This window comes from Rhizobium leguminosarum bv. trifolii WSM2297 (assembly GCF_000271845.1).
The window spans coordinates 2,319,931-2,344,988 of sequence record NZ_JH719395.1 but is presented as its reverse complement, the minus strand read 5'-3'; the positions used below and the strand labels follow the sequence as shown (position 1 = coordinate 2,344,988).

The window sequence follows — 25,058 nt, the reverse complement described above, 5'->3', positions numbered from 1 at the left end:
GACATGGCATCGATACTTGATAAACATCAGATATTGGAGAAGAACGCGACACTTCTTCTCGTCGGCGCGCTCCTCGTCGTCAGCATCGGCGGCATCGTTGAAATCGCGCCGCTGTTCTATCTGCAGAACACGATCGAGAAGGTGGAAGGCATGCGGCCCTACACGCCGCTGGAACTGGCCGGACGAAACATCTACATCCGCGAAGGCTGCTATCTTTGCCACAGCCAGATGATCAGACCGTTCCGCGACGAAGTCGAACGTTACGGTCATTATTCGCTGGCAGCCGAGTCCATGTACGACCATCCCTTCCAGTGGGGATCCAAGCGGACCGGGCCGGATCTCGCCCGGGTCGGCGGACGCTATTCGAATGAATGGCACGTCCAGCATCTCGCAAACCCGCGAGCTGTCGTGCCGGAATCAATCATGCCAAGCTACGCCTTCCTCAAAGAGCAGGACGTCACGGCCAAGGATATCGGAATGGACCTGAAGGCCAACGAGGACGTCGGTGTGCCCTACAGCGACGACATGCTGGCGAATGCCGAGGCCGACATGAAGGCGCAAGCCGATCCGAACGCGGATACGACGGCCCTGCTTGCGCGCTACCCCAAGGCGAAAGTCGGCGATTTCGATGGCGATCCCGCTAGGCTGACCGAAATGGATGCCTTGGTGTCCTATCTGCAGATGCTCGGAACGCTGGTCGATTTCTCGACCTACGACGACGCGACCGGCTACCGGTGAGGGATACATGGAAACCTATACTGCAATGAGACACTTCGCCGACAGCTGGGGCCTGTTGGCAATGGCGGCATTCTTCGTTGGCGCGGTCGTGTTCACCCTTCGCCCAGGCAGCAAGCAGACGGCGAAAGAGGCCGCCGATATTCCCTTGAAGGATGATTGAGATGTCGGAAAAACCGATCGATGAATTCAGCGGCGTCGAAACGACCGGACATGAATGGGACGGCATTCGCGAGTTGAACAATCCGATGCCCCGCTGGTGGGTATGGACCTTCTATGCCACCATTCTCTGGGCGGTGGGCTATGCGATTGCATATCCCGCGCTCCCGATGATTACCGATACGACGAAGGGCATGCTGGGTTTTTCCAGTCGCGCCGAGCTGCAACAGAACCTGGATCAGGCCAGGGCCTCCCAAACAAAGTTCCATGAGCTGATTGCCGCCAGAACGGTGCGGGAAATCGATTCCGATCCGGCTCTTCGTGAATTCGCCATCGCTGGCGGCGCATCCGCATTCAAGGTGAACTGCGCGCCATGCCATGGCTCGGGAGCGAGTGGCGGTCCAGGATTTCCGAACCTCAATGATGACGACTGGCTGTGGGGCGGGGACCTCGATGCCATTCAGACAACGATCGCACATGGGATCCGCTTCGACGGCGATGCGGATTCCCACGCCTCCGAGATGCCGCCCTTTGCCGATGTTCTGGAGCCCGTCCAGATGAAGCAAGTCGCCGCCTACGTCTGGGGATTGACCAATACGCCCTCGGATGCGGGTCTGGCGGAGGCTGGAAAACAGGTCTTCCTCGACAATTGCGCCGCATGTCACGGCGAGGACGCCAAAGGAAAAGCGGAAATGGGAGCGCCGGATCTCGTTGATGCGATCTGGCTGAAGGCGCGTGGCGAAGACGCCATCTTTCGCCAGGTGGCCTCACCCAAGCATGGCGTCATGCCCGCCTGGGCGGGACGCCTCGGCGATACGACAGTCAAGGAACTGACCATTTTCGTCCACTCGCTCGGCGGTGGCATCTAAGGAGAAAAGCCATGGCTGCTCATGACCACAATCCGATCCTCAGTCTCTACGGCACGCCGCGCGCTGCCATTCGATCGCGCGTGTCGGCGCGCGCCAAACCGATGGCCCTGGCTTCCGAACAGGACGATCCAGCAAATATCGGCAATTCGATCGTAAGTTTGACCTGCCTCAAATATCACAAGGAGACGAGCCGCTAATTGAAGTCTTGTCGAGGACGTCCCAGCTCCGCAGTTCCTCCAGGCCACGTCCTTACCGCGGGGCGTGGCCTTTCCATTTCAGGGGAAGGCCGACTTTCTTGATCTGCATCAAGGAACGGATCGCCTGCGGGTGGGAAAAGGGCAGGTGAAAATCGGATAGGGTCCCATGAACCTCTTCACTGCACCAGATCCCAATAACGTCGAGCGCGTCAGCGTCGAGCCGGTCAATGCCCGCCGCAACCGACAGCCTCTCTATGCGCCCCGGAAGAAGATCTTTCCCAAGCGCGCCGAAGGTCAGTTCCGCCGGTTCAAGTGGATCGTGATGGTGATCACGCTCGGCATCTACTATCTCGCGCCGTGGATCCGCTGGGATCGCGGCCCTTACGCGCCGGACCAGGCAATTCTCATCGACCTTTCTTCACGGCGTTTCTTCTTTTTCTTCATCGAGATCTGGCCGCAGGAATTCTATTACGTTGCAGGCCTCCTTGTCATGGCGGGGTTCGGCCTGTTTCTCGTCACCTCCGCCGTCGGTCGCGCATGGTGCGGCTACGCCTGCCCGCAGACCGTCTGGGTCGATCTCTTCCTGGTGGTCGAGCGGGCGATCGAAGGTGACCGGAACGCGCGCATGAAGCTCGACGCAAGTCCCTTCAGCTTCGACAAGTTGAGGAAGAGGGTTGCCAAACATTCGATCTGGTTCCTCATCGGCATCGCCACGGGCGGTGCGTGGATCTTTTATTTTGCCGACGCGCCGAGCCTGGCGGTTTCGCTCTTCACTGGCCACGCTCCCGCAGCCGCTTACGCCACTGTCGCCATTCTGACTGCCACGACCTATGTGCTCGGCGGACTGATGCGCGAGCAGGTGTGCACCTACATGTGCCCGTGGCCGCGCATCCAGGGCGCGATGCTTGACGAGAATTCCCTCGTCGTCACCTACAACGACTGGCGGGGCGAGCAAAGGTCGCGCCACCCAAAGAAGGCGCAGGCCAAGGGCCTGCCGGTCGGCGACTGTGTGGATTGCAATGCCTGCGTGGCGGTGTGCCCGATGGGAATCGACATTCGCGACGGACAGCAGATGGAGTGCATCACATGCGCGCTCTGCATTGACGCCTGCGATGGCGTCATGGATAAGCTCGGCAAGCCCCGCGGCCTGATCGCCTATGCGACGCTCAGCGAATATTCGAGCAACATGGCGCTTGCGACCGATGAAGGACGAACGCCAATCCAGCCGGCCAGGGTTCGAAACGACGACGGCAGCTTCATTCCGGCCGTGCTGCATTTCGACTGGCGCATCATCTTCCGTCCGAGAATCGTATTTTACGCTGTCGTCTGGGCAGCGATCGGTATCGCCATGATCTTCCATCTCGCTTTCCGGGAGCGGCTCCAACTCAATGTCGTTCACGACCGGAACCCGCAATATGTCCTGGAAAGCGACGGGTCCATCCGCAACGGCTACACGGTTCGCATCCTAAACATGGTGCCGAGGCCGAGGGACGTCAATATGACCCTGGTCGGGCTGGAGGGCGCGACGATGCGCATTCCCGAGCTCGGCAAAGAAGACGGCCGGAGCTTCTCGGTCCATGCCGAACCCGACGCGGCCACGACGCTCAAGGTCTTCGTCACTCGCGAGCCGACCGGAGCGGACATCAACGAATTGCTCTTCGTCATCGAAGATACGGGTCAATCCGATCGGGCGACCTACCGTGCGACATTCAATGCACCGGGAGACATCAAATGAAGGCTTCGGCTCCAGGTTTTACAGGCTTTCACATGCTGCTTGCGACTTCGGCTTTCTTCGCCGTGGTAATCGCCGTCAACGTCACCATGGCCTTTTATGCTTCCTCCAGCTGGAGCGGCCTCGTCGTGGAAAACACTTATGTTGCCAGCCAGGATTTCAACCGCAAGGCGGCGGTGATGAAGGCGATGGCCGCCTCCGGCATCCGGGGCGATCTCTCCATCAAGGGGCAAGAGATACGCTACAGAATCCATGACAGAGACGGCTCGCCGGCGATCGTCGACGATGTCGTGCTGAATTTCAAACGTCCCGTGGGAGACCATGAGGATTTCCTCCTCTCGCTCAGCAAGATAGACGACGGGCAGTTCGAAGCGGACCATGAGGTCGCCGGAGGTGACTGGATCGTCGAAGCCGTATCGCGAAAGGACGGCGTGATCGTCATGCACGAGGCCAAACGCGTCGACACCGCGGAGTTCGGCCAATGACCTGCTGCTCTATGGATACCGAAAGCGTGCTTGCGCTCAGCGCGACATCATCCAGTGCCGAAGAAGCCCGTCTTGCCAGCCACCCGCTCGGCGAAGGATTGCGCCAACTCGATCTCAGCGTTCCCGACGTCCACTGCGGCGGCTGCATCTCGACGATCGAAAGAGCGCTATCGGCACTTCCATTCGTGAGCAAGGCCCGGGTCAATCTCACCGCGCGGAGGGTAACCTGCGTCTACCAGGAGGAGATCGAGAAGCACCCGGTCGATCCGTCCAAGATCCTCGCGGCGATCAACGCAGCCGGATACCGCGCCCACCTCTTTACGCCCGCAGCGCCCGAGAACGACAGGCTCGGAAACCAGCTTCTGTTAGCGGTGGGCGTTTCCGGTTTCGCGGCCGCCAACATCATGTTGCTCTCGGTGTCGGTCTGGTCGGGTGCAGATGCTGCGACGCGCGACATGTTTCATTGGATATCTGCGATGATCGCGGCGCCCGCATTGGTTTATGCCGGACGCTTCTTTTTCACATCGGCCTGGAATGCGCTGAAGCGCGGGCGCACCAACATGGACGTTCCGATCTCGCTGGCCGTTACTCTTTCCTACGCTGTTTCGTTGTGGGAGACCATCCACCATGGCGAGCACGCGTGGTTCGAGGCTTCGGTTTCGTTGCTGTTCTTCCTGTTGATTGGCAGAACCCTCGATCATGTCATGCGCGAAAAGGCGCGCGCGGCAATCAACGGCCTTGCAAGGCTTGCCCCGCGCGGCGCGTTGCTGATGATGCCGGACGGGTCGCGACGCTATATCGCGGTGGACGAAATCGCGGTGGGAGATGAAATCTCGATTGCTGCAGGCGAACGCGTTCCGGTCGACGGCATCGTCGTCAGCGGAGAAAGCGATATCGATCTTTCGATCGTCACCGGTGAGAGCGGCCCGGTTGCCGTTGCGCCCCACAGTGAGGTGAATTCCGGGGCGATGAACCTGACCGGCTCGCTCGTCTTCAGGGCGACGAGAATTGCCAGGAATTCGCTTCTCTCGGAAATCATCGGCCTCATGGAAGCCGCCGAGGGGGGCAGGGCGCGCTATCGTCGGATCGCCGACCGCGCCGCGGCCCTTTATTCTCCAGCCGTCCATCTGTTGGCGCTTTTATCTTTCCTTACGTGGGGCTTTCTGGGAGGCGACTGGAAACGGGCGATGCTGGTCGCGGTCGCGGTCTTGATCATCACCTGTCCTTGTGCTTTGGGACTTGCCGTCCCCGTGGTCCAGGTCGTTGCCGCGGGCGAACTTTTCCGCAGGGGCATCATGGTGAAGGACGGCTCGGCGCTCGAAAGACTGGCGGAGGCCGACACCGTGGCCTTCGACAAGACTGGCACCCTGACGATGGGCAGGCCGCGCCTCGTCCGGATCGAGGCTGTGGATGAAGGCGCCGCCGCCATAGCCCACGGGTTGGCCGCGCATTCGCGCCATCCTCTTTCTCAGGCCCTGGTGCGGGACACCTACCTTGCTCATTGGCCGTCCTTCGGCAGTGTCACGGAAATCCCCGGCGGTGGGTTGGAGGCCAGGAACGGCGAGGATGTCTATCGGCTTGGCAACGCCGCGTTCGCCTGCGAAACCAGTGCGGTGCCCGGCGCTGACGACAGCCCGTTCTCGGAAGTGGTCCTGTCGAAGAACGGCGCCGTTCTTGCCCAATTCTTCTTCGACGACACGCTTCGCCCGGGCGCTTTCGAGACGATTGGCCAACTCGCCGCCGCCGGTCTTGAAACGCTGATGATGTCGGGCGACAGGCAGACTGTCGTCGACAATACGGCGCGGGCCCTCGGTATCAAAACGGCTCTGGGTGCGCTGACGCCGAAACAGAAGGTCGACGAATGCCAGAGATTGAGCGACGAGGATCATCGCGTGCTCATGGTCGGTGACGGCATCAACGATGCTCCGGCGCTTGCTGCCGCGCATGTCTCCATGGCGCCCTCCACAGCTTCCGACATCGGCCGTCAGGCAGCCGACCTCGTCTTCTTCCACGACCGCCTCGACGCGGTTCCGGAAGCGATCGCTCTGGCACGACGATCCGCCAGCCTTATCCGGCAGAACTTTGTGCTGGCCATCGGCTACAACGTGTTGGCGGTTCCGATTGCCATCGCCGGGCTGGCGACGCCGCTCCTCGCGGCGGTGGCAATGTCGACATCTTCGATCATCGTCGTGACGAACGCGCTGCGTCTGAACGCATTCGGCGGGCGTCGCACTACGCTCGTTCAGGCGCAGGCCGGCGGGAGCAGGGAGGCGAAAACCGTATGAACATGCTGATCTATCTCATACCGATCGCGCTGCTGATGGGAGGCATGGGGCTTCTGGCTTTTCTGTGGTCGCTGAAGAGCGGCCAGTACGACGACCTTCAGGGAGCCGCCTGGCGAATCCTTCTCGATGACGAAACCGATCAAAAAAATCCTTAGCCGAACTCGAGCCCAACACGAAAGGAAGAACCATGCTTGCGATAAATCCTATACTTTTACGGTCTGATCTGTTCGCCGGCTTGGATCAGGCGGCTGCGGAGCAACTGACCGCGATGGCTCAACTGCGAAGCTTTGCTCCCGACGAGCAGATCATCGCCGAGGGGCAACGGGCGTGGTTCGTCTATTGCGTCACGCGCGGGTTCGTGCGGCTTTCAAAAGCGGAATCGACTGGGCGCGAGGCGGATATCTCAGTATGCGAGCCAGGCGATACCTTCGGGGAATATCTTCTCTCCGAGGGCAGCTCGTACGCCTACAGCGCGTGGTCTGCCGATGGGGCTGAGGTCGCGTTGTTCGACCTCGCGGACTTACAAGCGCTCGCGGACCAATATCCTGTCATGCACCGGAATGTCATGCGCATCATGGCCCGGCATCTGCTTGGCGCGATGGACTGTATCGCCCGAGACCGACTGCACACGGCCGCCCAGCGCGTTGCAAATTATCTGATGAGCCGATGCCCGGCTTCCGGGTCGCCGGTGACGTTCCGTCTCCCCTACCGAAAGAGAATTCTGGCCGGCAAACTGGGCCTTGCACCCGAAGCCCTTTCCCGTGCGTTTGCCGCACTCATCCCCTCGGGAGTCGAGGTCAAAGGCAAGACCATCCTGGTCGACAGCGTCGACCTGCTTCGGAAGGCCTGCTGATTTTCTCAGTCAATGGAGGGATCGCGATATTTAATCGGCGTTAATGTGCCGATCTCCCCGCCCGCTATGTCTGGAGCAAAAGCCACCTCCACGACATGGGAGGCAAACCAGATCGGGCGCAACGACTATGAATATTCCCGGGCCGAGGTCGCGCGGCGGCATTTCAAGGCAAGCGAGCAGCAGCGGGAAAGCGTTGGATACTTCCCCGTGTCTATGGTTGGCTGAGGCGGTGCATCGTCGCATTTCTTCCCCTGGCAAGCTATGTCTTTCTGGGTTCGCCGGACATGTGTGAGCGTCCGGTGAGCGGATTTTGGTTAGGTGCGGGATTGGCGCAAGTTACGACACAGATGATTCATTTGTGACGTAACAGGGTATGAATGGGCAAGGTTGAGATCCTGACGGGTGCCGAGCGACAACGTCGCTGGTCGACGGAACTGAAGCTTTCGATATTGCAAGAAGCGTTCAGCGCGGATGGCACCGTTTCGGATGTCGCGCGCCGGCACGACGTTCTTCCGCAGCAGATTTACGCCTGGCGAAAGAAGCTCTTGCCACCCGAATCTCCCCAGGCCGCATCGTTCATCCCGGTATCGCTTATCGGAGCGTCGGAGAGCGTGAGTGACGGTTCCAAGAGGAGCAGTGCTCGGTCGAGATGCAAAGACGTTGAGATCGTCCTAAGGAATGGCCGCTTACTGAGAATTGCAGCGGACATGGATCTCGAAGTGCTATCGTCACTGGTCGCTTGTGTGGAGGCGGCATGATCGGGCCGTCGGGGAATGTGCGGGTTTATCTGGCTTGCGGGGTGACTGATATGCGGCGTGGCATTGATGGTCTGTCAGCGTTGGTCGAGACAGTCATCAAGGAAGCGCCGGGCTCCGGCGCAATCTTCGGCTTCCGCGGAAAACGCGCTGATCGGATCAAACTTTTATGGTGGGATGGCCAAGGGTTTTGCCTGTTTTACAAAATTTTGGAACGCGGATACTTTCCCTGGCCGACGGCGAAAGATGGGGTTGCGCATCTGACGCAAGCTCAGTTGTCGATGCTTGTTGATGGGATCGATTGGCGCGCCGACCTGCGTGGACTTCTGCTCCCGGACGAACTGGTTAAAAGCTATATTTTGCAAGGACATCCGGGGCAAAATGCTGGCACTTCCGGCGCAAATCGGCTATGTACACGGGTATGGAAACAACGCCGCTGAACAGTCAGGACGAGCTAGCTGTTTTGCGTGCACTCGTCGCGGAACAGGCGGCGAAACTTGAGAGCCAGGAAGCCGAAGTCATCAAGCGCGACTCCATTATCGGGCTTCTGCGCGCGCAACTGGAACTGCTCCGCCATCGGCAGCATGGCGCTTCTTCGGAAAAGATAGACCGGAAGATCGAACAATTCGAACTGATGCTGGAGGAGATCGAGGCCTCTCGTGCCGAGGCTGAGATGCGCTCCGGGAAAGCTCCTTTGCAGGAGTTGAACGACACCCCGGACAAGCCGAAGCGCAAACCGTTGCCCGATGGTCTTCCCACCGAAGAGCTGGTCTATGCCGCGCCTTGCAATTGTCCGACGTGCGGAGGCACATCATTCCTGAAGGCAGCAGACTCTTCGCCGGGTCAGACAAGGGCGGTGAGCGCATCGCCAACATCCTGACCATCATCGAGACTGCCAAGCTCCATGGTCACAATCCGGAGGTCTATCTCACAGACCTCCTGACCCGGATCCAGAGCCATCCCAAGGATCAGCTTCAGGAATTGCTGCCGTGGCAGTGGGTGCCGGCGAAAGACCGATGCGAGGCTGCGTGATGGCACGCTCGAGGTTCATCTACACGCTCAAAGAAGTCGCCAGCATGATCGGCGAGAACCTTGAACTACTCGAGGAAGTCACCGCCAACTCGGACAATATCGCCGAGGGCGAATTGGTATATGTCCGCGATGGCAGTGAAGATGGCACAAAAGGCCTGACCGAAAATGGAATTGACGACCTTCGAGATCTCCTGGCCGACATAAGGACGTGGGATGGTGGAATCCGCCAGTTCCTCGTCGATGAACAATGCGATCCCGAGATGATCGAGCGCGTCATGGCAGATGAGCTAAGCCGCAAGTCCTAAACCGCGCCTCGTGGACGAAAAAAATGCATTCGTCGGACGCTCACGGACATGTCAACATTGCCGCTGCAGGCACGGCCGGGAGATCCCAACCAAGACATCGCCACGCTGGTCGCGAAAACGGAACGACATCCCACCAGCCAATCCGAGTGGATGGGATGTGATCGCTCCCGTCTATCTCAGGACCGGTCGGATCGCCGACGCAAAGGCGGCCTACCGCAATGCCATGCGATTCTCAGCCCCGGACGCGCATCGCCTGGGCGGCCATGCCGCGGCCTTGATGACGGAGTCGGGCGGGTTCGTCACGGTGGAGACTACGAACATTCTGAGCCAGATATTGCAGCTCGATCCGAAAAACCGCGCGCTGTTCTGCGTCGCTCTCGGCATGGAGCAGGCAACGTACCTATGAGGCGATGGCAAATTTTGAGGCGCTCGCCCGGTTGTCTCCGGCAGATGCGCCGTGGCTGCCGCTCGCGAAGGCGGCAAAGCCGGTAGCGCCTGCCGTGGAGCCGGCGGATCGATGCGGCGTCTCCTCCTGGCTGTTGCTTTGCTGCTGCTGAAGGTTGGGCAAAACAGCCCATTCCTTCAATCAGGAGCGCTTCATGCAATCAGATCCTCCAAATGCCGCGAACGCGGCTTCGTTCAATCGTTATTCCGATTCCGCGTTCAACGGACGTGCTCTAGCTGACAGGCTTAGCCGACCGCTGGGAGGATTGGCGCCGCAGCACGCCCATCAGGATCATTAGCACCAAGGAGAGAAGGATCCACGTAGTTGCAACGGCGAGGATGGTAGGGCTGATCTGTTCACGCAAGCCGGACCACATCTTGCGTGGGACTGTGTAATATTCCGGACTTGGGGAGAGAAAGAGGGTAATCACGGCTTCGTCGAACGACGTTACGAAAGCTAGTGCCGCGCCGGAAAGGACGCCCGGAGCGATGAGGGGCAATGTGATGCGCCGGAAAACCATCGTCGGATGCGCTCCCGAAATGAGACCTGCACGCACAAGGCCCTGGTCGAAATTCGACAGGCTGGCCAGCACCGTCACCACGACAAACGGCAACCCCAGAGTAGCGTGAGCGAGTACCAGCCCCAGATAGCTGTCGACGAGACCAACCTTCGCGAAGACGAAGTAGGTCCCGGCGGCTAGCACTATAATAGGTACTATCATCGGCGCCAGGAGAAGGCTTACAATCATGCTGCGCATGGGAAGCGGCCTATTCAAGCCGAGTGCAGCAAGAGTGCCTAAGGCAGTCGCAAGGAGCGTCGAAAGAATTCCGACAATGAAGCTATTGCGGACGGCAAGCATCCAGCCCGCATCGGAAACGAACGCTTCATACCAGCGCTTGGAATAAGCTTCCGACTGGAAGTGCAGCATGCCACGGGTGAAGGTGAAGTAAGGCTCCACGTTGAACGAGAGCGGAACGATGACGAATATCGGCAGGACGAGAAAAATGAGAATGGCCCAGCAAATGATGCGGAAGAGAACATACCAAGCATTCTCGACTATTGATGTGTACATAGCTGATCCCTCAGTTCACCAGACGGTTGGCGCCGGAATATCGGTGGAAGACGGCATAGAGGACCAGGACGACGGACAAGAGGATCATACCGAGCGCCGCGGCCAAGCCCCAGTTGAGGGAAGACTGAACATGGAACGCGATGATATTGGAGATCATCTGGCCAGACTGCCCGCCGACCAGTGCAGGGGTGATATAATAGCCGACGGCGAGGATGAATGCCAGGAGCGCACCCGATCCCACTCCCGGCAGGGTGTTGGGAAAATACACTTTCCAGAAGGCGTAGAATCTATGGGCACCCAATGACTGCGCGGCACGCATGTAGAGCGGCGGAATCGAAACCATCACACTGTATAACGGAAGGATGAAGAACGGCAGCAGGATGTGTGTCATGGCGATCAAAGTGCCGGCCAAATTGTAGATCATCCTCACTCGGTTCTCATCTGAGATGATCCCGAGATAGACGAAAAGATCATTCAAAACCCCCTGAGACTGCAGCAACACGATCCAGCCCGTGGTTCTGACGAGCAAAGAGGTCCAGAATGGCAGCAGAACCAGGACGATCATGATCGAGCCACCGAGCTTCGAAGAGGTGGCAATCAGGTAAGCGACCGGGTAGCCAAGAAGGATACAAAGCGCCGTGACGGAAAACGCGACAAGAAACGTTCTTGTAAAGAGCGTGGTGTGAATGCGATTTTCCTCTGGCGCCAATTCGATGCCACCGGACGCACTTCTCCTGAGATCCATGGCTGCGAGATAGTAATTCGCGCTGACCTCATTACGCAACTGGTTGATTGCTTGCCAGGTCGCCTGTTTGGCCCACACCGGATCGGACTTTTGAAACCATTCGGTATAATGGTCGGCGGGAGGATTCTGAGCGAGGCGCCGCGCAACCCTAGTGAATGCACTGCGTAGTCCCGCTGCCTCGACGTTCAATCGATTGGCGATGGTTCCGACGGTATCGCCGTTGTGGGCTTCGATCAGGTCATTTGCGAGCGCTCTGAACGTCTCCTCACCGGGGGCGCCGCTTCCGCCCCAACTCTGGAGTGCTTCAACTGTCCGTGGCAGTCCATCGTGAACAGTTGGATCGTAAACGCTCAAGCGAAGAATGTAACCCAGTGGAAGAAGGAACGTGAAGGAGAGGAACAGCAATGCAGGCGCCAGAAGCAGAAGGCCCTTTCGCATCTCCATCCGCCGAGACCGCGCGACCTGACGGCCGATGTCTTTGGGTGCCGCGTAGACAGCTGCTGCCGCATCAGCCATTGCCGGGCACTCCTTCAGACGCGAGGGCGCGCGCGTCGGTTGCTTGCCAACCTAGTAGCACGCTCTCGCCAACCGACGTCTGCGGAATCCCGCCTCGGTTTGGTTGCTTCATCGTCACCGTCTGTCCATCTTCCAGCTGGCACGAGACGCGCAGATGGTCCCCGAAATAAACGACTTCCTTCGCAATTGCTTTCACGCTGTTGGCGTAAACCCCGCTGTCGTGAACCAGGCACACCCGCTCGGGACGTAGCGAGACCACCACGCGATCGCCGCTTTTCAAGGAGCCGACAGTACGGCACTCTGCCTTGACTGTTCCGATGGTAACTGTGCAGAGCTCCAGAGCGATCGCTGAGACGACGCCGCTCAGTTGGTTATTCTCACCAACGAAAGAGGAAACGAACGCCGTTTCAGGCGATTCATATATCGCGCGCGCTGGCCCCACCTGTTCGATGATGCCGTTGTTGAAAACCGCCACGCGGTCTGACATCGCCAAAGCTTCGTCCTGGTCATGCGTGACATAGACGACGGTTAGGCCGAGTTCCTCGTGCAGGTGCTTGATCTCCATCTGCATGTGTTCGCGAAGCTGTTTGTCAAGCGCACCTAGCGGTTCATCCATCAGCACGAGCGACGGCTCGAAGACCAGAGCGCGAGCCAATGCCACCCGTTGCTGCTGGCCGCCGGACAGTTGGGCTGGGCGGCGTTGCGCGAATGCCCCCATCCGGATCCGCTCCAGGGCTCCCGTTACCCGCGTGGCGATTTCAGGCTTCGGGATCTTTCGCGCCACGAGTGGAAACGCCACGTTCTCCTCAATTGTCATATGCGGGAACAGAGCATAGTTCTGGAACACCATGCCGATATCCCGGCGGTGAGGCGGAAGGTTCGTAAGGTCGCGGCCTGCCACGGTGATCTTGCCGCTCGTGGGCCGCTCGAAACCCGCAAGCATCATCAGCGAGGTTGTCTTGCCGGACCCCGATGGGCCAAGCATCGTCAGAAACTCGCCTCTCGCAATTGCAAGAGAAAGGGACTTCACCACAAGGGAAGAACCGTCGTAGCTTTTTTGAACTTCGTGGAAATTCACGAACGCTCTGGTGTCGGTGGTCATGATTTCTCGTTCTCGCTCGTGGAAATGACGCAGCCAAGGCATCAATCCGGCGGCCGGAGCAACGCTCCGATCGCCCAAGGAAGGAATACGCGAACGAATTACTTCGCCATCCAGGTGGCCCAGCGCTGATTGATCTCATCCTGATGGTCCGCCCAGAACTCGAGATCATTGGCAAGAGATGTCTTGAAGTTCGCTTCATAGGTCGGGAGGCCCGTTCGGATCGCTTCCGGGACGAGAGCTTGGGACGATTTCCTGACCGGACCGTAGCTAATAAACTTCGTGATATCTGCCAAGCGCTGTCCGGTCGTGGAAAACTTTACGAAGTCCAATGCGGCTTCCTTATTCTTGCTCGCCTTCGAGATCGCCCAGACGTCCAGGTTCCAGATCTGGCCATCCCAAACGATTTCGAACGGCTTGCGCTCCTTGGCAATCGCGTCATAGATGCGCCCATTGGCCGCCGCCGTTATGACCACTTCGCCGTCTGCAAGAAGTTGCGGGGCCTGCGCGTGAGCACCCCAGAACACTGCATCGCCTTTAATCGTATCGAGTTTTGCAAAGGCCCTGTCGAGGCCCTCCTTTGTCGCAAGTGTCTCATAGATCTTTTCGTTAGGCACGCCATCGGCCATCAACGCCCACTCAAGGTTGACGTTCGGCTTGTTGCTCAGGCCCCGCTTGCCCGGGAACTTTTTGAGATCGAAGAAGTCTGCGATGGTCTTCGGGCCGCCGTTAGGGAACTTGGTCTTGTCGTAAGCGATGATGTTCGACCACATAATGGTGCCGACGCCACAATCCATCAGGGTGCCTGGCAGGAAGTCTTCCGAGGCTGGGGTTCCGTCGGCCGCCGGAGCGAGTTGGGAGGCGTCGATCTTTTCGATGAGGCCGTCGTCGCAAGCCCGCAACGCGTCCTGCAGTTCGAGGTCGATGACATCCCATGCACCGTTACCGGTTTGAACCTGAGAGTGGAGCTCCGCAAGACCGCCATTGTAGTCGGCTGTGAGCACCTTGGCGCCGTTCTCAGCCATATAGGGTTCAATAAAAGCCTTGGATTGGCTCGCCGTGTAGGCGCCACCAAATGAAGCGACTACCAACTGATCCGCGGCGAAAGCTGCAGTGGAGATGCCGGCAATCGCGATGCCTGTCAGTAGATAATAAACTCTGTTCATGCTTGTTACTCCTCTGGATTGACCGGTCTTCTGGCCGGCTTGATTGATTGACCTTACGAGCGGTTATGCCGCAATCTTGTTTGTTGCTCGTAGTACCTCCTCAAAAGCCTGCGCTGTTGCCAAGAGCTCGTAGTCGCGATTGCGACCGCCAACCAGTTGCACAGAAACGGGAAGGGTGGCGGTCTCCTCGCTGACCGGGAGTGCGATGGCCGGTGTGCCCACGAGGTTAAAGAACGATGTGAACAGCGTGAGCGCGTTTCCGACGGGCAAGTTGTCGCCTCCCACCTCGACGTGCAAGGCTCCAACTTTTGGGGCTGTAATCGGGCACCCAGGCGTTAGTAGAACGTCCACGGTGCTCATCGTTTCTGAAAACGCGCGATTATAGACCTCAAGCATGCGCTTGCATTGGATATAGCATTCGGCCGAAAGAAACTGTCCGAGCGCCATCCCACTCAGCATGTCCTTCCCGAACGACGCGCCGGCGCGCGCAAGGTTGGGACCATGGTAGGCCAACGTCTCGGCGAGCTGGATGGTCAGAGACACGGTTCTTGCCTCGGATTGGTCGGGAAGTTCGATTTCGGTGAACGAAGCCCCCATTTGCTCAAGTGCAGTTTTGGCGGTTAGGAACGCATGGCGAACGGTCGCCTCACTTCTTTCGGCCCATCCCTTCACGATCCCGACCTTCAAGTTCTTGGGGACCGCTGCCTGACCGACAGATGTCGTCTGATCAAAAACAAGTGCCACGTCTTCGACATTGTTGGCGAAGATGCCGGCATGATCCAGCGACCAGCAGTATGGAATGACGCCTTGAAGGCTCATACGACCGAAGCTGGGCTTGAAACCCACGACGCCGCAAAGTGCGGCTGGAACACGGACTGAGCCACCGGTGTCCGTTCCAAGGGCATAGGGCACTATCCCGGCCGCGACTGCGGCCGCCGAACCTCCGCTCGATCCGCCGGCCAACCGAGTGGTGTCGAATGGATTCCGCGTTGTACCGCTCCATCCGTTTTCTCCCGTGGCACCATAGGCGAATTCGTGCTGGTTTGCCTTGCCGATCAATACAGCGCCTGCCTCTTCGAGACGCGTGACGACGAGCGCGGATCTCCCGGGCACGTTGTCTTCCAGCACCGGACTACCGCCTGTCGTGAGAATGCCGGCGGTCTCGAACATGTCTTTGGCTGCGAAGGGCACGCCGTCCAAAAGCCCCTGCTGCTTGCCTTCAAGTCGTCGGGCATCTGCTTTGGCTGCTTGGGAGAGGGCAGCATCTCTGACAATGGTTATGAAGCTGTGATGCTCCGGATTCAGCCCTTCGGCCAAGGCAAGGCTGTCCTCGACGACATCGACGACGGTGCGGCCGCTCTGAATTTCTGCCGCGGTCTGTTTGATGGATCTTCTTTCAGTCATTTGGTGAGCCCCGAACAGTGGTCATCGGGGCCCACCTGGCCCAGATCTTTACTTACTATCCGCTGTAGGTCGGAAAGGACCTTTTCGAAGCTGGAAACGACTCCGAAGGTTGGCGCAACAAGCTGCTCCAGATCCTTTTCGTCCCAGCGCTCTTCGAAGAATTCGCCGTTTATCGCTTTCAAGGTAGCAAAGGTGGGTCTGCTCATTGTCCTACCTCAAACGACAGCGAGTTCGCGCGGGTAGTGCGTCAGGTATTCAAATCCGTTCTCGGTCACGACGATCGAGTCGCCGATGCGCCCGCCGAAGCTTCCTTCGATCGTAATCCCACCGTCGACCGCGAAGGTCATGCCGGCTTGGAGCAGTCGCTTCTCGCCGCGCTTCAGTTCCGGGGATTCCAGGAACGACTGACCGACGGAACGACCGGTGCGATAGCCAGCCGAGAAACCCGCCTCCGTGTAGACTGCTTCCGCAGCGACATTGATCTCCTCGCAGGCAATACCGGGCTTGATTGCCGCGAGCGCCGCTTGCTGAGCAGCGACGGCAGTCTCGTATACATGTGCCTGCTCGTCCGTTACTCCGCCGATAAAGAATTCACGGTCGAACCCGAGCTTATAATTGCGGAAGTTGGCAATCCCGCAGAAGCAGAGATAGATCGGGTCTCCCTTCCGTAAGTTCCGAACCGAAGAACGGCGGTGCACCAGGCACACATCAGTTCCCGATTGCATGATCTGGAGATTATAGATCGTCGGGGAGACGAAGCGGTCCGTCTTATCGTCGAGGAAAGAGGCTGCCTTCCTGGTTCCCGCGGCGATAACCGCCAGGGCGACCTCGTATTCTGGAACGCCCTCGGCGATGACCTCGCGCGCACCCTTCACCATGGCGACGGCGACTTCACCGGCCTTGCGCATGATGCCGATTTCATCGGCCGATTTGATCATCCGGATTTCGGAGATGATGGCCCCGGCATCGCCGACTTCGGCTCCACGAAGTATTGGAAGCAGATCGTTGGCCACCAGCGCCGGGATTGACCGCTTCTCGATCGCGACCCTGCGCGACTTTCCTTCGACGGCCGACTTAAAAACGCTGCGCCATTCGTCGTTGATGCCGTCGCTCCACGGGCGAATGTCGGTCACCCAACTCATGCGTTCGCACATTTCCGATTCCATCAGGGGCGTAATGATGGTTGGCTCGCCATCAACCGGTACGGTCATGAGCGTGGGACGACCGAAGTCGACGCCGAGATAATCCAGGTATTCGCCAAAATACGCGATAGAGTCGGGGTTGGTAAGAATGGCGCTGTCGAAGCCCGTTGCTTGTAGGGCCTTCTTTAGCTTTTCGGTGCGCTGTTGACCGGGTCTCATGCTATCGTACCTTTAGTAGCTGTATGCAGGTTGGATTAAGCATCTATTATGCAGTGCCCGAAAACCATGTCAATGCCGTTTGCTCGCCGCTCTCGACGGAAAAATCTTGCTATCGCGCGCGCTCCTGTGTACAGGATGATGATACCTCAGGGAGCAGGCGTTGATGATGCGGACTGGTAAGATTGAAGATTCTCTCAGTCGCGGCGGCATCCGCTTCGATGGGGGGCGCCATTACAAGGCAAAGATCGGCTTCGTTCTTTTGGCGATGGAGCAAACAATCGAAGAGGACATGTTCAAACTGGCTCCTGAAGGCGTTGGTGTTCACTTCCAGCGAGCGCCGATGGCCAACCGAGTTGATGTGGATACTTTGTCGGCAATGGCGTCGGGCATCGGCGATGCTGCGGCGCTGATCGTGCCTGAGGTGCAGCTTGACGTTATATGCTATGCCTGTACTTCAGGAAGTGTGGTGATAGGGGAAGATAAAGTGTTCGCTGAATTAAACCGCGGCGCGCCTGGGGCCAAGCCGACTTCCATTATCTCGGGGGTTATGCGTGCGCTTGAAGCGGTGAACGCCAAGAAAATCACCGTTGCGACTCCCTATGTCGATCCCGTCAACGAAATCGAGCGGGCTTACATGGCTGAACGGGGATTTGAGATCCTCAATATACAAGGTCTAAATATCGAGAATGACGAAGACATGGTGCGGGTGACGCCCGAGTATATATTCGAGTTTGCGAGACAAGTTGATCGAGCTGGCTCGGATGCCATTTTCATTAGCTGCGGGGCGCTACGTTCGGTAGATGTCATACAGGCGCTTGAAGCCGAGTCCGGTAAGCCAGTAATTGCGAGCAATCAGGCGATGATGTGGGATTGTTTGCGATTGGCAGGCGTCAATGATCGGAGCGACAAGTATGGCCGACTATTTAGAGAAAGTTAATGTCTAAAACAGTAACAGCATCCAAACGGCAGGCCCCAAGAGCCGCGCCTCCCCGAGGACAGGCATCCGAAATTCATCGCGTTCTTCGAGACAGGATTTGCTTGCTGCGGTATCGGCCCGGCGAGTTGCTCGTGGAGACTGAGCTTGCGGCGGAATTCAACGTCAGTCGCACTCCCATCCGGCAGGCTCTGCAGCGTCTCGACTATGAAGGGCTGGTCGAGACTAAAAATGGGGTGGGAACAACCGTGACTGGAGTGGACTTCCAAGAGTTCAAGGACGTCTATGCATTCCGCCTAAAGCTCAGCGAGATGATCGGGGACTTCAGCAAGCCGGACCAAAGCCGTAAGTCTCTTCAGGAGGTCGAGGCGCTCATCCCGCGTATTGAAACGCTGATTGAGTCTCGGGATTTCGAGCAGTTCTGGGAGATCAACCACAAGCTGCATTTCGCGATCAATGCGCTCATTGGCAATACTGCTATGCGTGAGATCCACGACAGGCTGTACTTCTTGGCGTCACGTGTCTGGTATAGTTTTGTGGACCGAATGTGGGACGACGAGGTCAGATTCCTTAAGGAGGAAGTTGACGAGCTCTGCCGGGCGCTGCGCGCCGGAGATTTGAGAGCCGTTGGCTTCGTACAGCGAAACTTCATCTCATACGGTCTATCTCGCGTCGCGAGATACATCTCCACGGGGTAATCGTCAGAACACCATTTGTGGCGTCGGTTTAAACTTGCATCATAGCCGCAGGCCGTGGCTATCTCCCCGCCTCCTCAGGAGCAGTAGGGGGGACATTTTCCCTTAGTAGACAAAGAGCGAACAATGACGAGTTTTGTCCTCACAGTTACCTGCAAGGCGACACGCGGCATAGTGGCTGCGATATCTGGGTTTCTAGCCGACATGGGCTGCAACATAGTAGATAGTTCCCAGTTTGATGACCTCGAAACCGGCCGCTTTTTTATGCGTGTATCGTTTATTTCTGAGGAAGGGAAGTCTCTGAAAGAGTTGGTGGAATCCTTGCACCACATCGCCCAGAAATTTGACATGGAAGCCGAACTCCACGATCAGTCGCACCGGAGGAAAGTCCTGCTGATGGTTTCTCGCTTTGGTCACTGCCTCAACGACTTGCTTTACCGTTGGCGCATCGGTGCGCTGCCGGTTGACATTGTTGGCGTGATCTCAAACCACTTTGATTACCAGAAGCTGGTCGTAAATCATGATATCCCCTTTCACCACATTCCGGTGACGAAGGACAATAGGCCGCGCGCGGAAGCAAAGATCATGGAGATTGTCGAGTCCACTTCGACCGAACTGGTGGTTCTCGCACGCTACATGCAGGTTCTCTCCGACAAGATGTGCGAGAAGATGTCTGGTCGGATTGTCAACATCCACCACTCGTTCCTTCCCAGTTTCAAAGGCGCCAACCCTTACAAGCAGGCTTATCAACGTGGTGTGAAGCTAATTGGGGCGACGGCCCACTATGTCACGGCCGATCTCGATGAAGGGCCGATTATTGAACAGGACACTGTGCGCGTTACCCACGCCCAATCTGCTGAGGATTACGTGTCTCTTGGCCGCGATGTCGAGGCTCAGGTCCTCGCCCGCGCTATTCACGCCCACATTCATCGTCGGGTTTTCCTCAACGGAAACCGCACGGTCGTGTTTTCGCCAAGCCCGGGGTCCTACGCCTCAGAGCGAATGGGCTAGAGCAATTTCCCATCAGAAAGCATCATACTCGGCAGCCTGGAAATAATTCCTGCATTCGTCTGGTTTGGACTGCGACAGGTGGCTAATACACAGCGGGATGAGTTCTTCTGTAGCTACACGCCTGCGGTCAGTCCGACGGCGCTCAAGTCGATGCGGGCAACGATCAAGTGTTGGATCATCCCGCGGCAGACGCCGGGGAGGCTGGCCGAAATAGCCAAATAACTCAATCCACTGCTTCGGGGATGGATTGCCTACTAGGCCGGTACAGTCGTTCGGCCCTGTCGACTCTGGCTGATTACGTTAATCAGAAACCAAGGGCTTGGATCAGGGTCCCATAAGACACGCGCCAGCCTTTCTTGCGAAAGCTGGCGCGGGAAAATCTGGGGCTGTTCGTGCATTGGAAGCATTCGAAACGAGCACGTTTACCTGATGGGAGCGGTGTGAATGGAGAGGTTCACGCACCGTTCTGCGAGAGGCCGGCTGGTGAAACTCCTCCGGCCTACTCACTCCGACCTGAGCACCAAGATGTCCCGGCTGCGTGGATGATATCTCTTTGCGGCGAACGTTGCCGGGCCGCGATCCCACATGGACACTGGAAGACCTCCACCGGTGCATTCCGGCTTTCGGGCATGACAGCTCCCATGGTGCTCGATGGTGAATGAACGGCAGTCATTCCGGGCTTATGTCGAACAGGTGCTTGTCCCAACGCTGACACCCGGCGACATCGTGGTGATGGACAATCTGCCTGCGCATAAGCGGAGGGCCTGCGGCAGGCCGTTGAAGCTGCCGGCTGCGAGCTCCTCTAGTCCAGCGTGAAATTAGCATGATTCCAGGCATGCATCACCTGAAAGCCATTTGTTGGAAAAATAAACCGGAATAATCTCATATATTAATTGGTTATATTTTCCGTTTTTTCTTTATAGATCAGGCGCATATCGTATTTATCGCAGGATATAAGATATATTACTAAATATATCGTCTGCTTCACCCCTTTGTTAAAGCCAACAATACGAGTAAAGCCTCGTCTTACGTCATCCGCTATCCACAACGCGGGTCGGCATTCGAATAAAAGGTGCGCAGAACAATGGATCACGCAAGTGCAAATAGCACCAGCATCAACCGGGTCAAGCACGATTTCTCGGCGGTCTATAGTCAAAAGTGGCCCCGCGCCTATTTTGGCGCGCATTTGAGCTTGGATTATGTGATCCCGGATCGCGCCAAGCCGGTTTTCGAAAGGATCCTCGCTGAATATCGTCGCGTCAGGAACAAGGCCAACTTAAAGATCATCGACATCGGTTGCTCCTATGGGATCAACGCTGCCTTATTACGCACGAATCTCAATTTGGACGACCTGTATGCTGCCTATCTGGAACCCGGTGGACCACTATCCCGCGTAGACCTAATGGAGCATCTGGCCTTCTTTCGCAATCGCGGTCTCCGTGACGACATCCAGTTTGTCGGCCTGGACGCATCATCGGGGGCTGTTCGTTACGCGCTTGATGTGGGCCTATTGCAGGCAGGCATCTCTGCCAACCTGGAAGCCCGTGACTTGACAGCTGAAGAAAGTTGCGACCTTGCGGACGCAGACATCATCATCAGCACGGGCTGTGTGGGTTACGTCACAGCGCAAACCTTTGAACGTGTGTATGAGGCAACGGCAACGTCGCGCCCGTGGGTCATCTCTTTTGTAATGCGCCCGTTCAGCTATGGCGACATCGCTGCGGCCCTCGATGATTTCGGATTAGAAACGAGGCACATAGAACAGTTCAGACAACGCCAGCGCCGCTTCTCCACACCTGCGGAACAGCACGAGATTCTAACAGCTATGACCGAGTGCGGCATAGAGGATCAAGTCGAGCGCACGACCGGCTACATCTACGCGTCCTGCTACGTCTCCTCGCCGCCGGGCGAAGTGCTTGCGCTATCGAGTATGGCTAACAACTGACGACGTCATCTCCGCTCGGGAATCGGTCAAACAAACAAGATAGGAGAATTAAGCAGCATGGAAAAAAGAGTACTCATCCTGATCGAAGGCAATTCAATGGGTACGGGTCAGCGATACGTCCAAGCGGCGGAGTGTCTTGATCTTCATCCAATAACCTTGTCGGCCGATCCAGCTCAGTACGACTATCTTCTCGCGGAAGGAATTCACGCAGTTCGCGTCGATACAGGCGACCTCAATGCGCTTGTTCGCGAATGTTCTCAGTTGCGCGCGGGCTATGACATCGCCGGCATTACATGCGCCAGGGAAGCATTTTATTCCACCGCCGGCAGGCTCTCTCAGCATTTTGAGCTAGCTGGACCCGATCCGGTATCCATTGAACGATGCTGTGACAAATTCGCTCAACGTCAACTCCTTGCAGACGCTGCCATGCCAGTACCCATTTATGGCCTCGCAGCGGATGCGGCTGACGTAAACGACCTTGTCGCTAAGATCGGCCTTCCGGTAGTTCTCAAGCCAGCCGTGGGCAACGGGAGCACCGGTGTCCGATTGTGCCGCGATGTCGATGAGGTAGCACAACATACGGCCCATCTGCTGGGTGGTAAGCATATCTGGCGATCTCCACCGGAGATACTAGTCGAAGAGTTCGCAGATGGCCCTTATTTCAGCATTGACATCATGGGGAATGAGGTCGTTGGGATCGCCGCCGGCGAATTCGGTCCGCCACCGCACTTCGTCTATCGTGAGTACACATTCCCTGCTGTGCTGATGGACAGCGAGTATCAGCGGGTCGTCGATATTTCACTGGGCTGTTTGCGCGCTCTGGGCCTTGGCTGGGGTCCAACGAGCATCGAACTCCGGTGGACTAAGCGTGGACCAGTCGTCATTGAAGTTAATCCGCGTCTCGCCGGCACGCCCGACCCTCAGCTAATTAAGCTGGCTTACGGTGTCGACCTCATCACCGAGCACATTAAGCTTGCCATCGGCAACGAATGTGACTTGCGCAAAAGGCATTCGCAAACTGCGGCCGCCCATTTCCTAGTTCCTGATCGGGACGGCATCCTGGATTCAATCGATGGCGACACTCAGGCGGCCGCTATAGCCGGCGTGGCCGAGGTCAAGTTTTACATTAAACCAAAGAGTGCAATCGTCAGAAAAGGCGATTGGCGGGATTGTATCGGACACGTGATCGCGGCTTCACCCACCCGCGCCCAGTCCGACGCGATACTTCAGCGTGCCGTCGACTCAATACGTTGGTCGATTACACCATTCCCGATCCTTGACGAATAGATACGTTGCGTGGTCATACCTGCCGCCAGCGGAGCTGGCGGCAGGCCTAAGCCATCCCCAGGGCCAGCGCATTAAAAGCGCAGCACCCTTTCGAAGATGACCGGCCGGTGAGAAACGTAAACCACCACACCACGAGCGAAGTCTTACGGACCGCCCGGAGGATCGGGCCCACCGACCGGAATCAACAACTCCGCCGGCGCGACTCGACATGGCCGCGGCAATTCCACATTTGAACTACCCATGGCTTCAAAGATGATGGGCGGTCCCGTTGACGGGTGGAGGACAAACTTCCGATGGCTATGGCGAAAGATTGGAAGACGCCGCCTTCGCAGACCTGCGCGCCGTTGATGCCCGAGGCATCGGTTCCGCCTATCCACAATGCGCGACATGCAGACCGGATTGTCCTTGCTACACTTATCAGTCCAATCAAGGATCGAGGTAAGAGACCGACTCATCGATCCGGCATTTGGCGATTCTCGCTTCCGTCAGCTGGCTCTGAACACATCCTCGACCCACTTACCTTACCGAAATATCGGGCGGCCTGCCGCTTTGACAATCGCAGCATTGCGATCGGTTTTCTGAATCTACCAGTCTTCTCGATGAGGCATTCATGACCCATTTCCCAACAAGACTTCGCATCGGGGTGCTCTTCGGGGGCCGCTCCAGTGAGGACGACGTTTCCGTGATGTCAGCGACGAACGTGGTGCGAGCGCTCGACCCCCAGAAGTACGAGGCACTGCCCATCTTCGTCACGCGTGAAGGGCGGTGGCTGGTCAGCAAGTTCACCGACGGTGAGCTAAATAGGCCTTCGACGGGTATCGAGATTTGCCTCGTGCCAGGCGGACGCGGCCGTATCCTGGCGATCGGACCTGACGGGAAGACCGCCGATGGGGGCAGGATCGACATTCTCTTTCCGGTCCTGCATGGACTTCACGGAGAGGACGGGGCGGTTCAGGGGTTTTCAGAGGTGGCGCGAGTGCCGCTGGTCGGCTGCAGCATTCTCGGCTCGGCAGCCGCACTCGACAAGGATATTACCAAGCAGCTTCTGAAAGCAGCCGGACTGCCAGTTGCGCGCTCAGTAACAATTCATCAGCATGCGCCCCCCAACTTTGAGTTGATCAAGGAGCAGCTTGGCCTCCCGCTCTTCATCAAGCCTGCACGGCAGGGTTCGTCGGTTGGAGTGAGGAAGATCTGGGACAGCCAAGAATTTGCGCCGGCACTCGCAGAGGCGTTCGGGCATGACCGCAAGCTGATCGGAGAAGAATTCATTGCCGGCCGCGAGATCGAATGCAGTGTGCTGGAAGATACGAAAGGCGGACTCTTTATCTCCCGCCCCGGCGAAATCGTGCCGGCCGAAAGCCACGACTTCTACAGCTATGACGCCAAGTATATCGATGATAAAGGAGTCGCTTTGAAGGTGCCAGCGGAGCTTCACTGGGAGGTTGAAGAGAAGATCCGCGCGACTGCGGCCCGAGCGTTCCGCGCGCTTGGTTGTGATGGCATGGCGCGTGTCGACTTCTTCTTGAAGGCTGACATGCGTTTCGTCGTCAACGAAGTGAACACCATGCCCGGGTTCACTGACGTCAGCATGTATCCAAAGGCAATGGCGGCCAGCGGCGTCAGCTACGCAGAAATCATCGATCGGCTTGTCGATCACGGCTTAGCGAGAGGAGCGTGAGGGGATGATCTGAATTCCTGCAAACCGGTCCAGTTTTTGGCGGAGTTTCCGGTGCATTTTACTGGCTGGTAAACGAACGGAAGACGGTGAGGCTCCAGACCCGCAGAAGGAGATTCTAAAGCAGCTGATGAAGGGGTGCCGGTCCCGGAGAAGACTGATACCCCTCGCATCTGGACGATGCGCTTTGGTGATCTGCCAAGCTCTCGGTTGCTGCTATCTATTCGGTCTTTGGTGCAGCGCATGCTGCTGGCCTCGATGAGATTCGCGGATCGACACCCAATTACGTTGACGGG

General features: G+C 57.7%; 27 protein-coding genes and 2 pseudogenes. 22 read left to right on the top strand and 7 right to left on the bottom strand.

The genetic code is table 11. The annotated features are described in order from the left end of the window. The first annotated feature begins 3 nt into the window (after positions 1–3). The 15 genes and pseudogenes from ccoO (at position 4) to RLEG4DRAFT_RS38145 (ending at position 9,813) form a co-directional block, all read left to right on the top strand. Positions 4–738: a cytochrome-c oxidase, cbb3-type subunit II gene (gene ccoO, locus RLEG4DRAFT_RS26745; RefSeq protein WP_003581456.1), complete on the top strand. Its 735-nt coding sequence runs from the start codon at positions 4–6 to the stop codon at positions 736–738. Positions 739–745: 7 nt separating this feature from the next. After that, positions 746–898 carry a CcoQ/FixQ family Cbb3-type cytochrome c oxidase assembly chaperone gene (locus RLEG4DRAFT_RS26740; protein WP_003568501.1) on the top strand — a complete coding sequence of 51 codons (153 nt, stop codon included), beginning with the start codon at positions 746–748 and terminating at the stop codon, positions 896–898. Position 899: 1 nt separating this feature from the next. Next, complete coding sequence (ccoP, locus tag RLEG4DRAFT_RS26735; RefSeq protein ID WP_003581455.1) at positions 900–1,763, top strand: cytochrome-c oxidase, cbb3-type subunit III; 864 nt, start codon at positions 900–902, stop codon at positions 1,761–1,763. Between the two features lie 11 nt (positions 1,764–1,774). Next, complete coding sequence (locus RLEG4DRAFT_RS26730; protein WP_003581454.1) at positions 1,775–1,960, top strand: hypothetical protein; 186 nt, start codon at positions 1,775–1,777, stop codon at positions 1,958–1,960. Between the two features lie 166 nt (positions 1,961–2,126). Then, the gene (gene ccoG, locus RLEG4DRAFT_RS26725; protein WP_003581453.1) at positions 2,127–3,695 is read left to right on the top strand and encodes a cytochrome c oxidase accessory protein CcoG; all 1,569 of its coding nucleotides are present in this window, start codon (positions 2,127–2,129) and stop codon (positions 3,693–3,695) included. Then, positions 3,692–4,177 (top strand): FixH family protein, encoded by a 486-nt coding sequence (locus tag RLEG4DRAFT_RS26720; RefSeq protein ID WP_003581452.1) that lies wholly within the window; start codon positions 3,692–3,694, stop codon positions 4,175–4,177. The genes ccoG and RLEG4DRAFT_RS26720 overlap by 4 nt, the downstream gene beginning before the upstream one ends. Next, complete coding sequence (locus RLEG4DRAFT_RS26715) at positions 4,174–6,462, top strand: cation-translocating P-type ATPase (protein ID WP_003581451.1); 2,289 nt, start codon at positions 4,174–4,176, stop codon at positions 6,460–6,462. Before RLEG4DRAFT_RS26720 ends, RLEG4DRAFT_RS26715 begins: the two co-directional genes overlap by 4 nt. Beyond that, on the top strand, positions 6,459–6,617 hold the full coding sequence (gene ccoS / locus RLEG4DRAFT_RS26710; RefSeq protein WP_003581450.1) for a cbb3-type cytochrome oxidase assembly protein CcoS: 159 nt from the start codon (positions 6,459–6,461) through the stop codon (positions 6,615–6,617). The genes RLEG4DRAFT_RS26715 and ccoS overlap by 4 nt, the downstream gene beginning before the upstream one ends. A gap of 32 nt (positions 6,618–6,649) precedes the next feature. After that, positions 6,650–7,315, top strand: coding sequence for a Crp/Fnr family transcriptional regulator (locus RLEG4DRAFT_RS26705; RefSeq protein ID WP_003581449.1), 666 nt, complete (start codon positions 6,650–6,652; stop codon positions 7,313–7,315). Positions 7,316–7,692: 377 nt separating this feature from the next. Further along, the gene (gene tnpA / locus RLEG4DRAFT_RS26695) at positions 7,693–8,073 is read left to right on the top strand and encodes an IS66-like element accessory protein TnpA (protein ID WP_003581448.1); all 381 of its coding nucleotides are present in this window, start codon (positions 7,693–7,695) and stop codon (positions 8,071–8,073) included. After that, positions 8,070–8,510 (top strand): IS66 family insertion sequence element accessory protein TnpB, encoded by a 441-nt coding sequence (gene tnpB, locus RLEG4DRAFT_RS26690; RefSeq protein ID WP_003581447.1) that lies wholly within the window; start codon positions 8,070–8,072, stop codon positions 8,508–8,510. Before tnpA ends, tnpB begins: the two co-directional genes overlap by 4 nt. Beyond that, positions 8,492–8,902, top strand: a pseudogene (locus RLEG4DRAFT_RS39285) (IS66 family transposase); the annotation flags it as partial. The gene tnpB and the pseudogene RLEG4DRAFT_RS39285, both read left to right, overlap by 19 nt. After that, the gene (locus RLEG4DRAFT_RS47255; RefSeq protein WP_245277986.1) at positions 8,869–9,102 is read left to right on the top strand and encodes a transposase domain-containing protein; all 234 of its coding nucleotides are present in this window, start codon (positions 8,869–8,871) and stop codon (positions 9,100–9,102) included. The pseudogene RLEG4DRAFT_RS39285 and the gene RLEG4DRAFT_RS47255, both read left to right, overlap by 34 nt. Further along, complete coding sequence (locus RLEG4DRAFT_RS58710; RefSeq protein ID WP_003574546.1) at positions 9,102–9,407, top strand: hypothetical protein; 306 nt, start codon at positions 9,102–9,104, stop codon at positions 9,405–9,407. Before RLEG4DRAFT_RS47255 ends, RLEG4DRAFT_RS58710 begins: the two co-directional genes overlap by 1 nt. Before the next feature lie 157 nt (positions 9,408–9,564). Then, positions 9,565–9,813: a hypothetical protein gene (locus RLEG4DRAFT_RS38145; protein ID WP_051040914.1), complete on the top strand. Its 249-nt coding sequence runs from the start codon at positions 9,565–9,567 to the stop codon at positions 9,811–9,813. Between the two features lie 271 nt (positions 9,814–10,084). Here the strand turns inward: RLEG4DRAFT_RS38145 and RLEG4DRAFT_RS26670 are convergent, their stop codons facing one another. The 7 genes from RLEG4DRAFT_RS26670 to RLEG4DRAFT_RS26640 all read right to left on the bottom strand — a co-directional run bounded on the left by RLEG4DRAFT_RS26670 (position 10,085) and on the right by RLEG4DRAFT_RS26640 (position 17,215). Continuing rightward, positions 10,085–10,924, bottom strand: a complete 840-nt coding sequence (locus RLEG4DRAFT_RS26670) for an ABC transporter permease (protein WP_003581446.1) — start codon at positions 10,922–10,924, stop codon at positions 10,085–10,087. 10 nt (positions 10,925–10,934) lie between these two features. Then, a complete protein-coding gene (locus RLEG4DRAFT_RS26665) occupies positions 10,935–12,185 on the bottom strand; it encodes an ABC transporter permease (protein ID WP_003581445.1) in 1,251 nt (416 codons plus the stop codon). Continuing rightward, complete coding sequence (locus tag RLEG4DRAFT_RS26660) at positions 12,178–13,287, bottom strand: ABC transporter ATP-binding protein (protein WP_003581444.1); 1,110 nt, start codon at positions 13,285–13,287, stop codon at positions 12,178–12,180. The genes RLEG4DRAFT_RS26665 and RLEG4DRAFT_RS26660 overlap by 8 nt, the downstream gene beginning before the upstream one ends. A gap of 98 nt (positions 13,288–13,385) precedes the next feature. Beyond that, positions 13,386–14,450, bottom strand: coding sequence for a polyamine ABC transporter substrate-binding protein (locus RLEG4DRAFT_RS26655; RefSeq protein WP_003581442.1), 1,065 nt, complete (start codon positions 14,448–14,450; stop codon positions 13,386–13,388). Positions 14,451–14,513: 63 nt separating this feature from the next. After that, positions 14,514–15,854, bottom strand: coding sequence for an amidase (locus tag RLEG4DRAFT_RS26650; protein ID WP_003581441.1), 1,341 nt, complete (start codon positions 15,852–15,854; stop codon positions 14,514–14,516). Then, positions 15,851–16,060: a hypothetical protein gene (locus RLEG4DRAFT_RS26645; protein WP_003581440.1), complete on the bottom strand. Its 210-nt coding sequence runs from the start codon at positions 16,058–16,060 to the stop codon at positions 15,851–15,853. The genes RLEG4DRAFT_RS26650 and RLEG4DRAFT_RS26645 overlap by 4 nt, the downstream gene beginning before the upstream one ends. A gap of 9 nt (positions 16,061–16,069) precedes the next feature. Continuing rightward, positions 16,070–17,215: a M24 family metallopeptidase gene (locus tag RLEG4DRAFT_RS26640; RefSeq protein WP_003581438.1), complete on the bottom strand. Its 1,146-nt coding sequence runs from the start codon at positions 17,213–17,215 to the stop codon at positions 16,070–16,072. Positions 17,216–17,378: 163 nt separating this feature from the next. On the opposite strand from RLEG4DRAFT_RS26640, the gene RLEG4DRAFT_RS26635 reads away from it, so the two are divergent. The 7 genes and pseudogenes from RLEG4DRAFT_RS26635 to RLEG4DRAFT_RS26610 all read left to right on the top strand — a co-directional run bounded on the left by RLEG4DRAFT_RS26635 (position 17,379) and on the right by RLEG4DRAFT_RS26610 (position 24,765). Continuing rightward, entirely contained in the window at positions 17,379–18,152 is a 774-nt protein-coding gene (locus RLEG4DRAFT_RS26635) for a maleate cis-trans isomerase family protein (RefSeq protein ID WP_003581436.1), read from the top strand. Next, entirely contained in the window at positions 18,152–18,847 is a 696-nt protein-coding gene (locus tag RLEG4DRAFT_RS26630) for a GntR family transcriptional regulator (protein ID WP_003581435.1), read from the top strand. The genes RLEG4DRAFT_RS26635 and RLEG4DRAFT_RS26630 overlap by 1 nt, the downstream gene beginning before the upstream one ends. Before the next feature lie 123 nt (positions 18,848–18,970). Beyond that, on the top strand, positions 18,971–19,855 hold the full coding sequence (gene purU, locus RLEG4DRAFT_RS26625; RefSeq protein ID WP_003581433.1) for a formyltetrahydrofolate deformylase: 885 nt from the start codon (positions 18,971–18,973) through the stop codon (positions 19,853–19,855). 510 nt (positions 19,856–20,365) lie between these two features. Continuing rightward, a pseudogene (locus RLEG4DRAFT_RS39275) lies at positions 20,366–20,658 on the top strand (transposase); the annotation flags it as partial. A 281-nt stretch (positions 20,659–20,939) separates the two neighbouring features. Beyond that, the gene (locus tag RLEG4DRAFT_RS26620; protein WP_003581432.1) at positions 20,940–21,800 is read left to right on the top strand and encodes a hypothetical protein; all 861 of its coding nucleotides are present in this window, start codon (positions 20,940–20,942) and stop codon (positions 21,798–21,800) included. Positions 21,801–21,857: 57 nt separating this feature from the next. Continuing rightward, the gene (locus RLEG4DRAFT_RS26615; RefSeq protein ID WP_003581430.1) at positions 21,858–23,087 is read left to right on the top strand and encodes an ATP-grasp domain-containing protein; all 1,230 of its coding nucleotides are present in this window, start codon (positions 21,858–21,860) and stop codon (positions 23,085–23,087) included. A 610-nt stretch (positions 23,088–23,697) separates the two neighbouring features. Continuing rightward, positions 23,698–24,765, top strand: a complete 1,068-nt coding sequence (locus RLEG4DRAFT_RS26610) for a D-alanine--D-alanine ligase family protein (protein WP_003581427.1) — start codon at positions 23,698–23,700, stop codon at positions 24,763–24,765. Positions 24,766–25,058 lie beyond the last annotated feature (293 nt).

Excerpts from the sequence above, each read along its gene's own strand:
- RLEG4DRAFT_RS26655 (WP_003581442.1), bottom strand. The coding sequence starts at position 14,450 with ATGAACAGAGTTTATTATCTACTGACAGGCATCGCGATTGCCGGCATC.
- RLEG4DRAFT_RS26610 (WP_003581427.1), top strand. The coding sequence starts at position 23,698 with ATGACCCATTTCCCAACAAGACTTCGCATCGGGGTGCTCTTCGGGGGC.
- RLEG4DRAFT_RS26640 (WP_003581438.1), bottom strand. The coding sequence starts at position 17,215 with ATGAGACCCGGTCAACAGCGCACCGAAAAGCTAAAGAAGGCCCTACAA.
- RLEG4DRAFT_RS26665 (WP_003581445.1), bottom strand. The coding sequence starts at position 12,185 with ATGGCTGATGCGGCAGCAGCTGTCTACGCGGCACCCAAAGACATCGGC.
- tnpA (WP_003581448.1), top strand. The coding sequence starts at position 7,693 with ATGGGCAAGGTTGAGATCCTGACGGGTGCCGAGCGACAACGTCGCTGG.
- ccoS (WP_003581450.1), top strand. The coding sequence starts at position 6,459 with ATGAACATGCTGATCTATCTCATACCGATCGCGCTGCTGATGGGAGGC.
- RLEG4DRAFT_RS26630 (WP_003581435.1), top strand. The coding sequence starts at position 18,152 with ATGTCTAAAACAGTAACAGCATCCAAACGGCAGGCCCCAAGAGCCGCG.
- RLEG4DRAFT_RS26650 (WP_003581441.1), bottom strand. The coding sequence starts at position 15,854 with ATGACTGAAAGAAGATCCATCAAACAGACCGCGGCAGAAATTCAGAGC.
- purU (WP_003581433.1), top strand. The coding sequence starts at position 18,971 with ATGACGAGTTTTGTCCTCACAGTTACCTGCAAGGCGACACGCGGCATA.
- RLEG4DRAFT_RS26645 (WP_003581440.1), bottom strand. The coding sequence starts at position 16,060 with ATGAGCAGACCCACCTTTGCTACCTTGAAAGCGATAAACGGCGAATTC.
- RLEG4DRAFT_RS26620 (WP_003581432.1), top strand. The coding sequence starts at position 20,940 with ATGGATCACGCAAGTGCAAATAGCACCAGCATCAACCGGGTCAAGCAC.
- RLEG4DRAFT_RS26615 (WP_003581430.1), top strand. The coding sequence starts at position 21,858 with ATGGAAAAAAGAGTACTCATCCTGATCGAAGGCAATTCAATGGGTACG.
- RLEG4DRAFT_RS58710 (WP_003574546.1), top strand. The coding sequence starts at position 9,102 with ATGGCACGCTCGAGGTTCATCTACACGCTCAAAGAAGTCGCCAGCATG.
- tnpB (WP_003581447.1), top strand. The coding sequence starts at position 8,070 with ATGATCGGGCCGTCGGGGAATGTGCGGGTTTATCTGGCTTGCGGGGTG.
- RLEG4DRAFT_RS26705 (WP_003581449.1), top strand. The coding sequence starts at position 6,650 with ATGCTTGCGATAAATCCTATACTTTTACGGTCTGATCTGTTCGCCGGC.
- RLEG4DRAFT_RS26740 (WP_003568501.1), top strand. The coding sequence starts at position 746 with ATGGAAACCTATACTGCAATGAGACACTTCGCCGACAGCTGGGGCCTG.
- RLEG4DRAFT_RS26720 (WP_003581452.1), top strand. The coding sequence starts at position 3,692 with ATGAAGGCTTCGGCTCCAGGTTTTACAGGCTTTCACATGCTGCTTGCG.
- RLEG4DRAFT_RS26715 (WP_003581451.1), top strand. The coding sequence starts at position 4,174 with ATGACCTGCTGCTCTATGGATACCGAAAGCGTGCTTGCGCTCAGCGCG.
- RLEG4DRAFT_RS26635 (WP_003581436.1), top strand. The coding sequence starts at position 17,379 with ATGATGCGGACTGGTAAGATTGAAGATTCTCTCAGTCGCGGCGGCATC.
- ccoG (WP_003581453.1), top strand. The coding sequence starts at position 2,127 with ATGAACCTCTTCACTGCACCAGATCCCAATAACGTCGAGCGCGTCAGC.
- RLEG4DRAFT_RS26660 (WP_003581444.1), bottom strand. The coding sequence starts at position 13,287 with ATGACCACCGACACCAGAGCGTTCGTGAATTTCCACGAAGTTCAAAAA.
- RLEG4DRAFT_RS26670 (WP_003581446.1), bottom strand. The coding sequence starts at position 10,924 with ATGTACACATCAATAGTCGAGAATGCTTGGTATGTTCTCTTCCGCATC.
- RLEG4DRAFT_RS26730 (WP_003581454.1), top strand. The coding sequence starts at position 1,775 with ATGGCTGCTCATGACCACAATCCGATCCTCAGTCTCTACGGCACGCCG.
- ccoO (WP_003581456.1), top strand. The coding sequence starts at position 4 with ATGGCATCGATACTTGATAAACATCAGATATTGGAGAAGAACGCGACA.
- ccoP (WP_003581455.1), top strand. The coding sequence starts at position 900 with ATGTCGGAAAAACCGATCGATGAATTCAGCGGCGTCGAAACGACCGGA.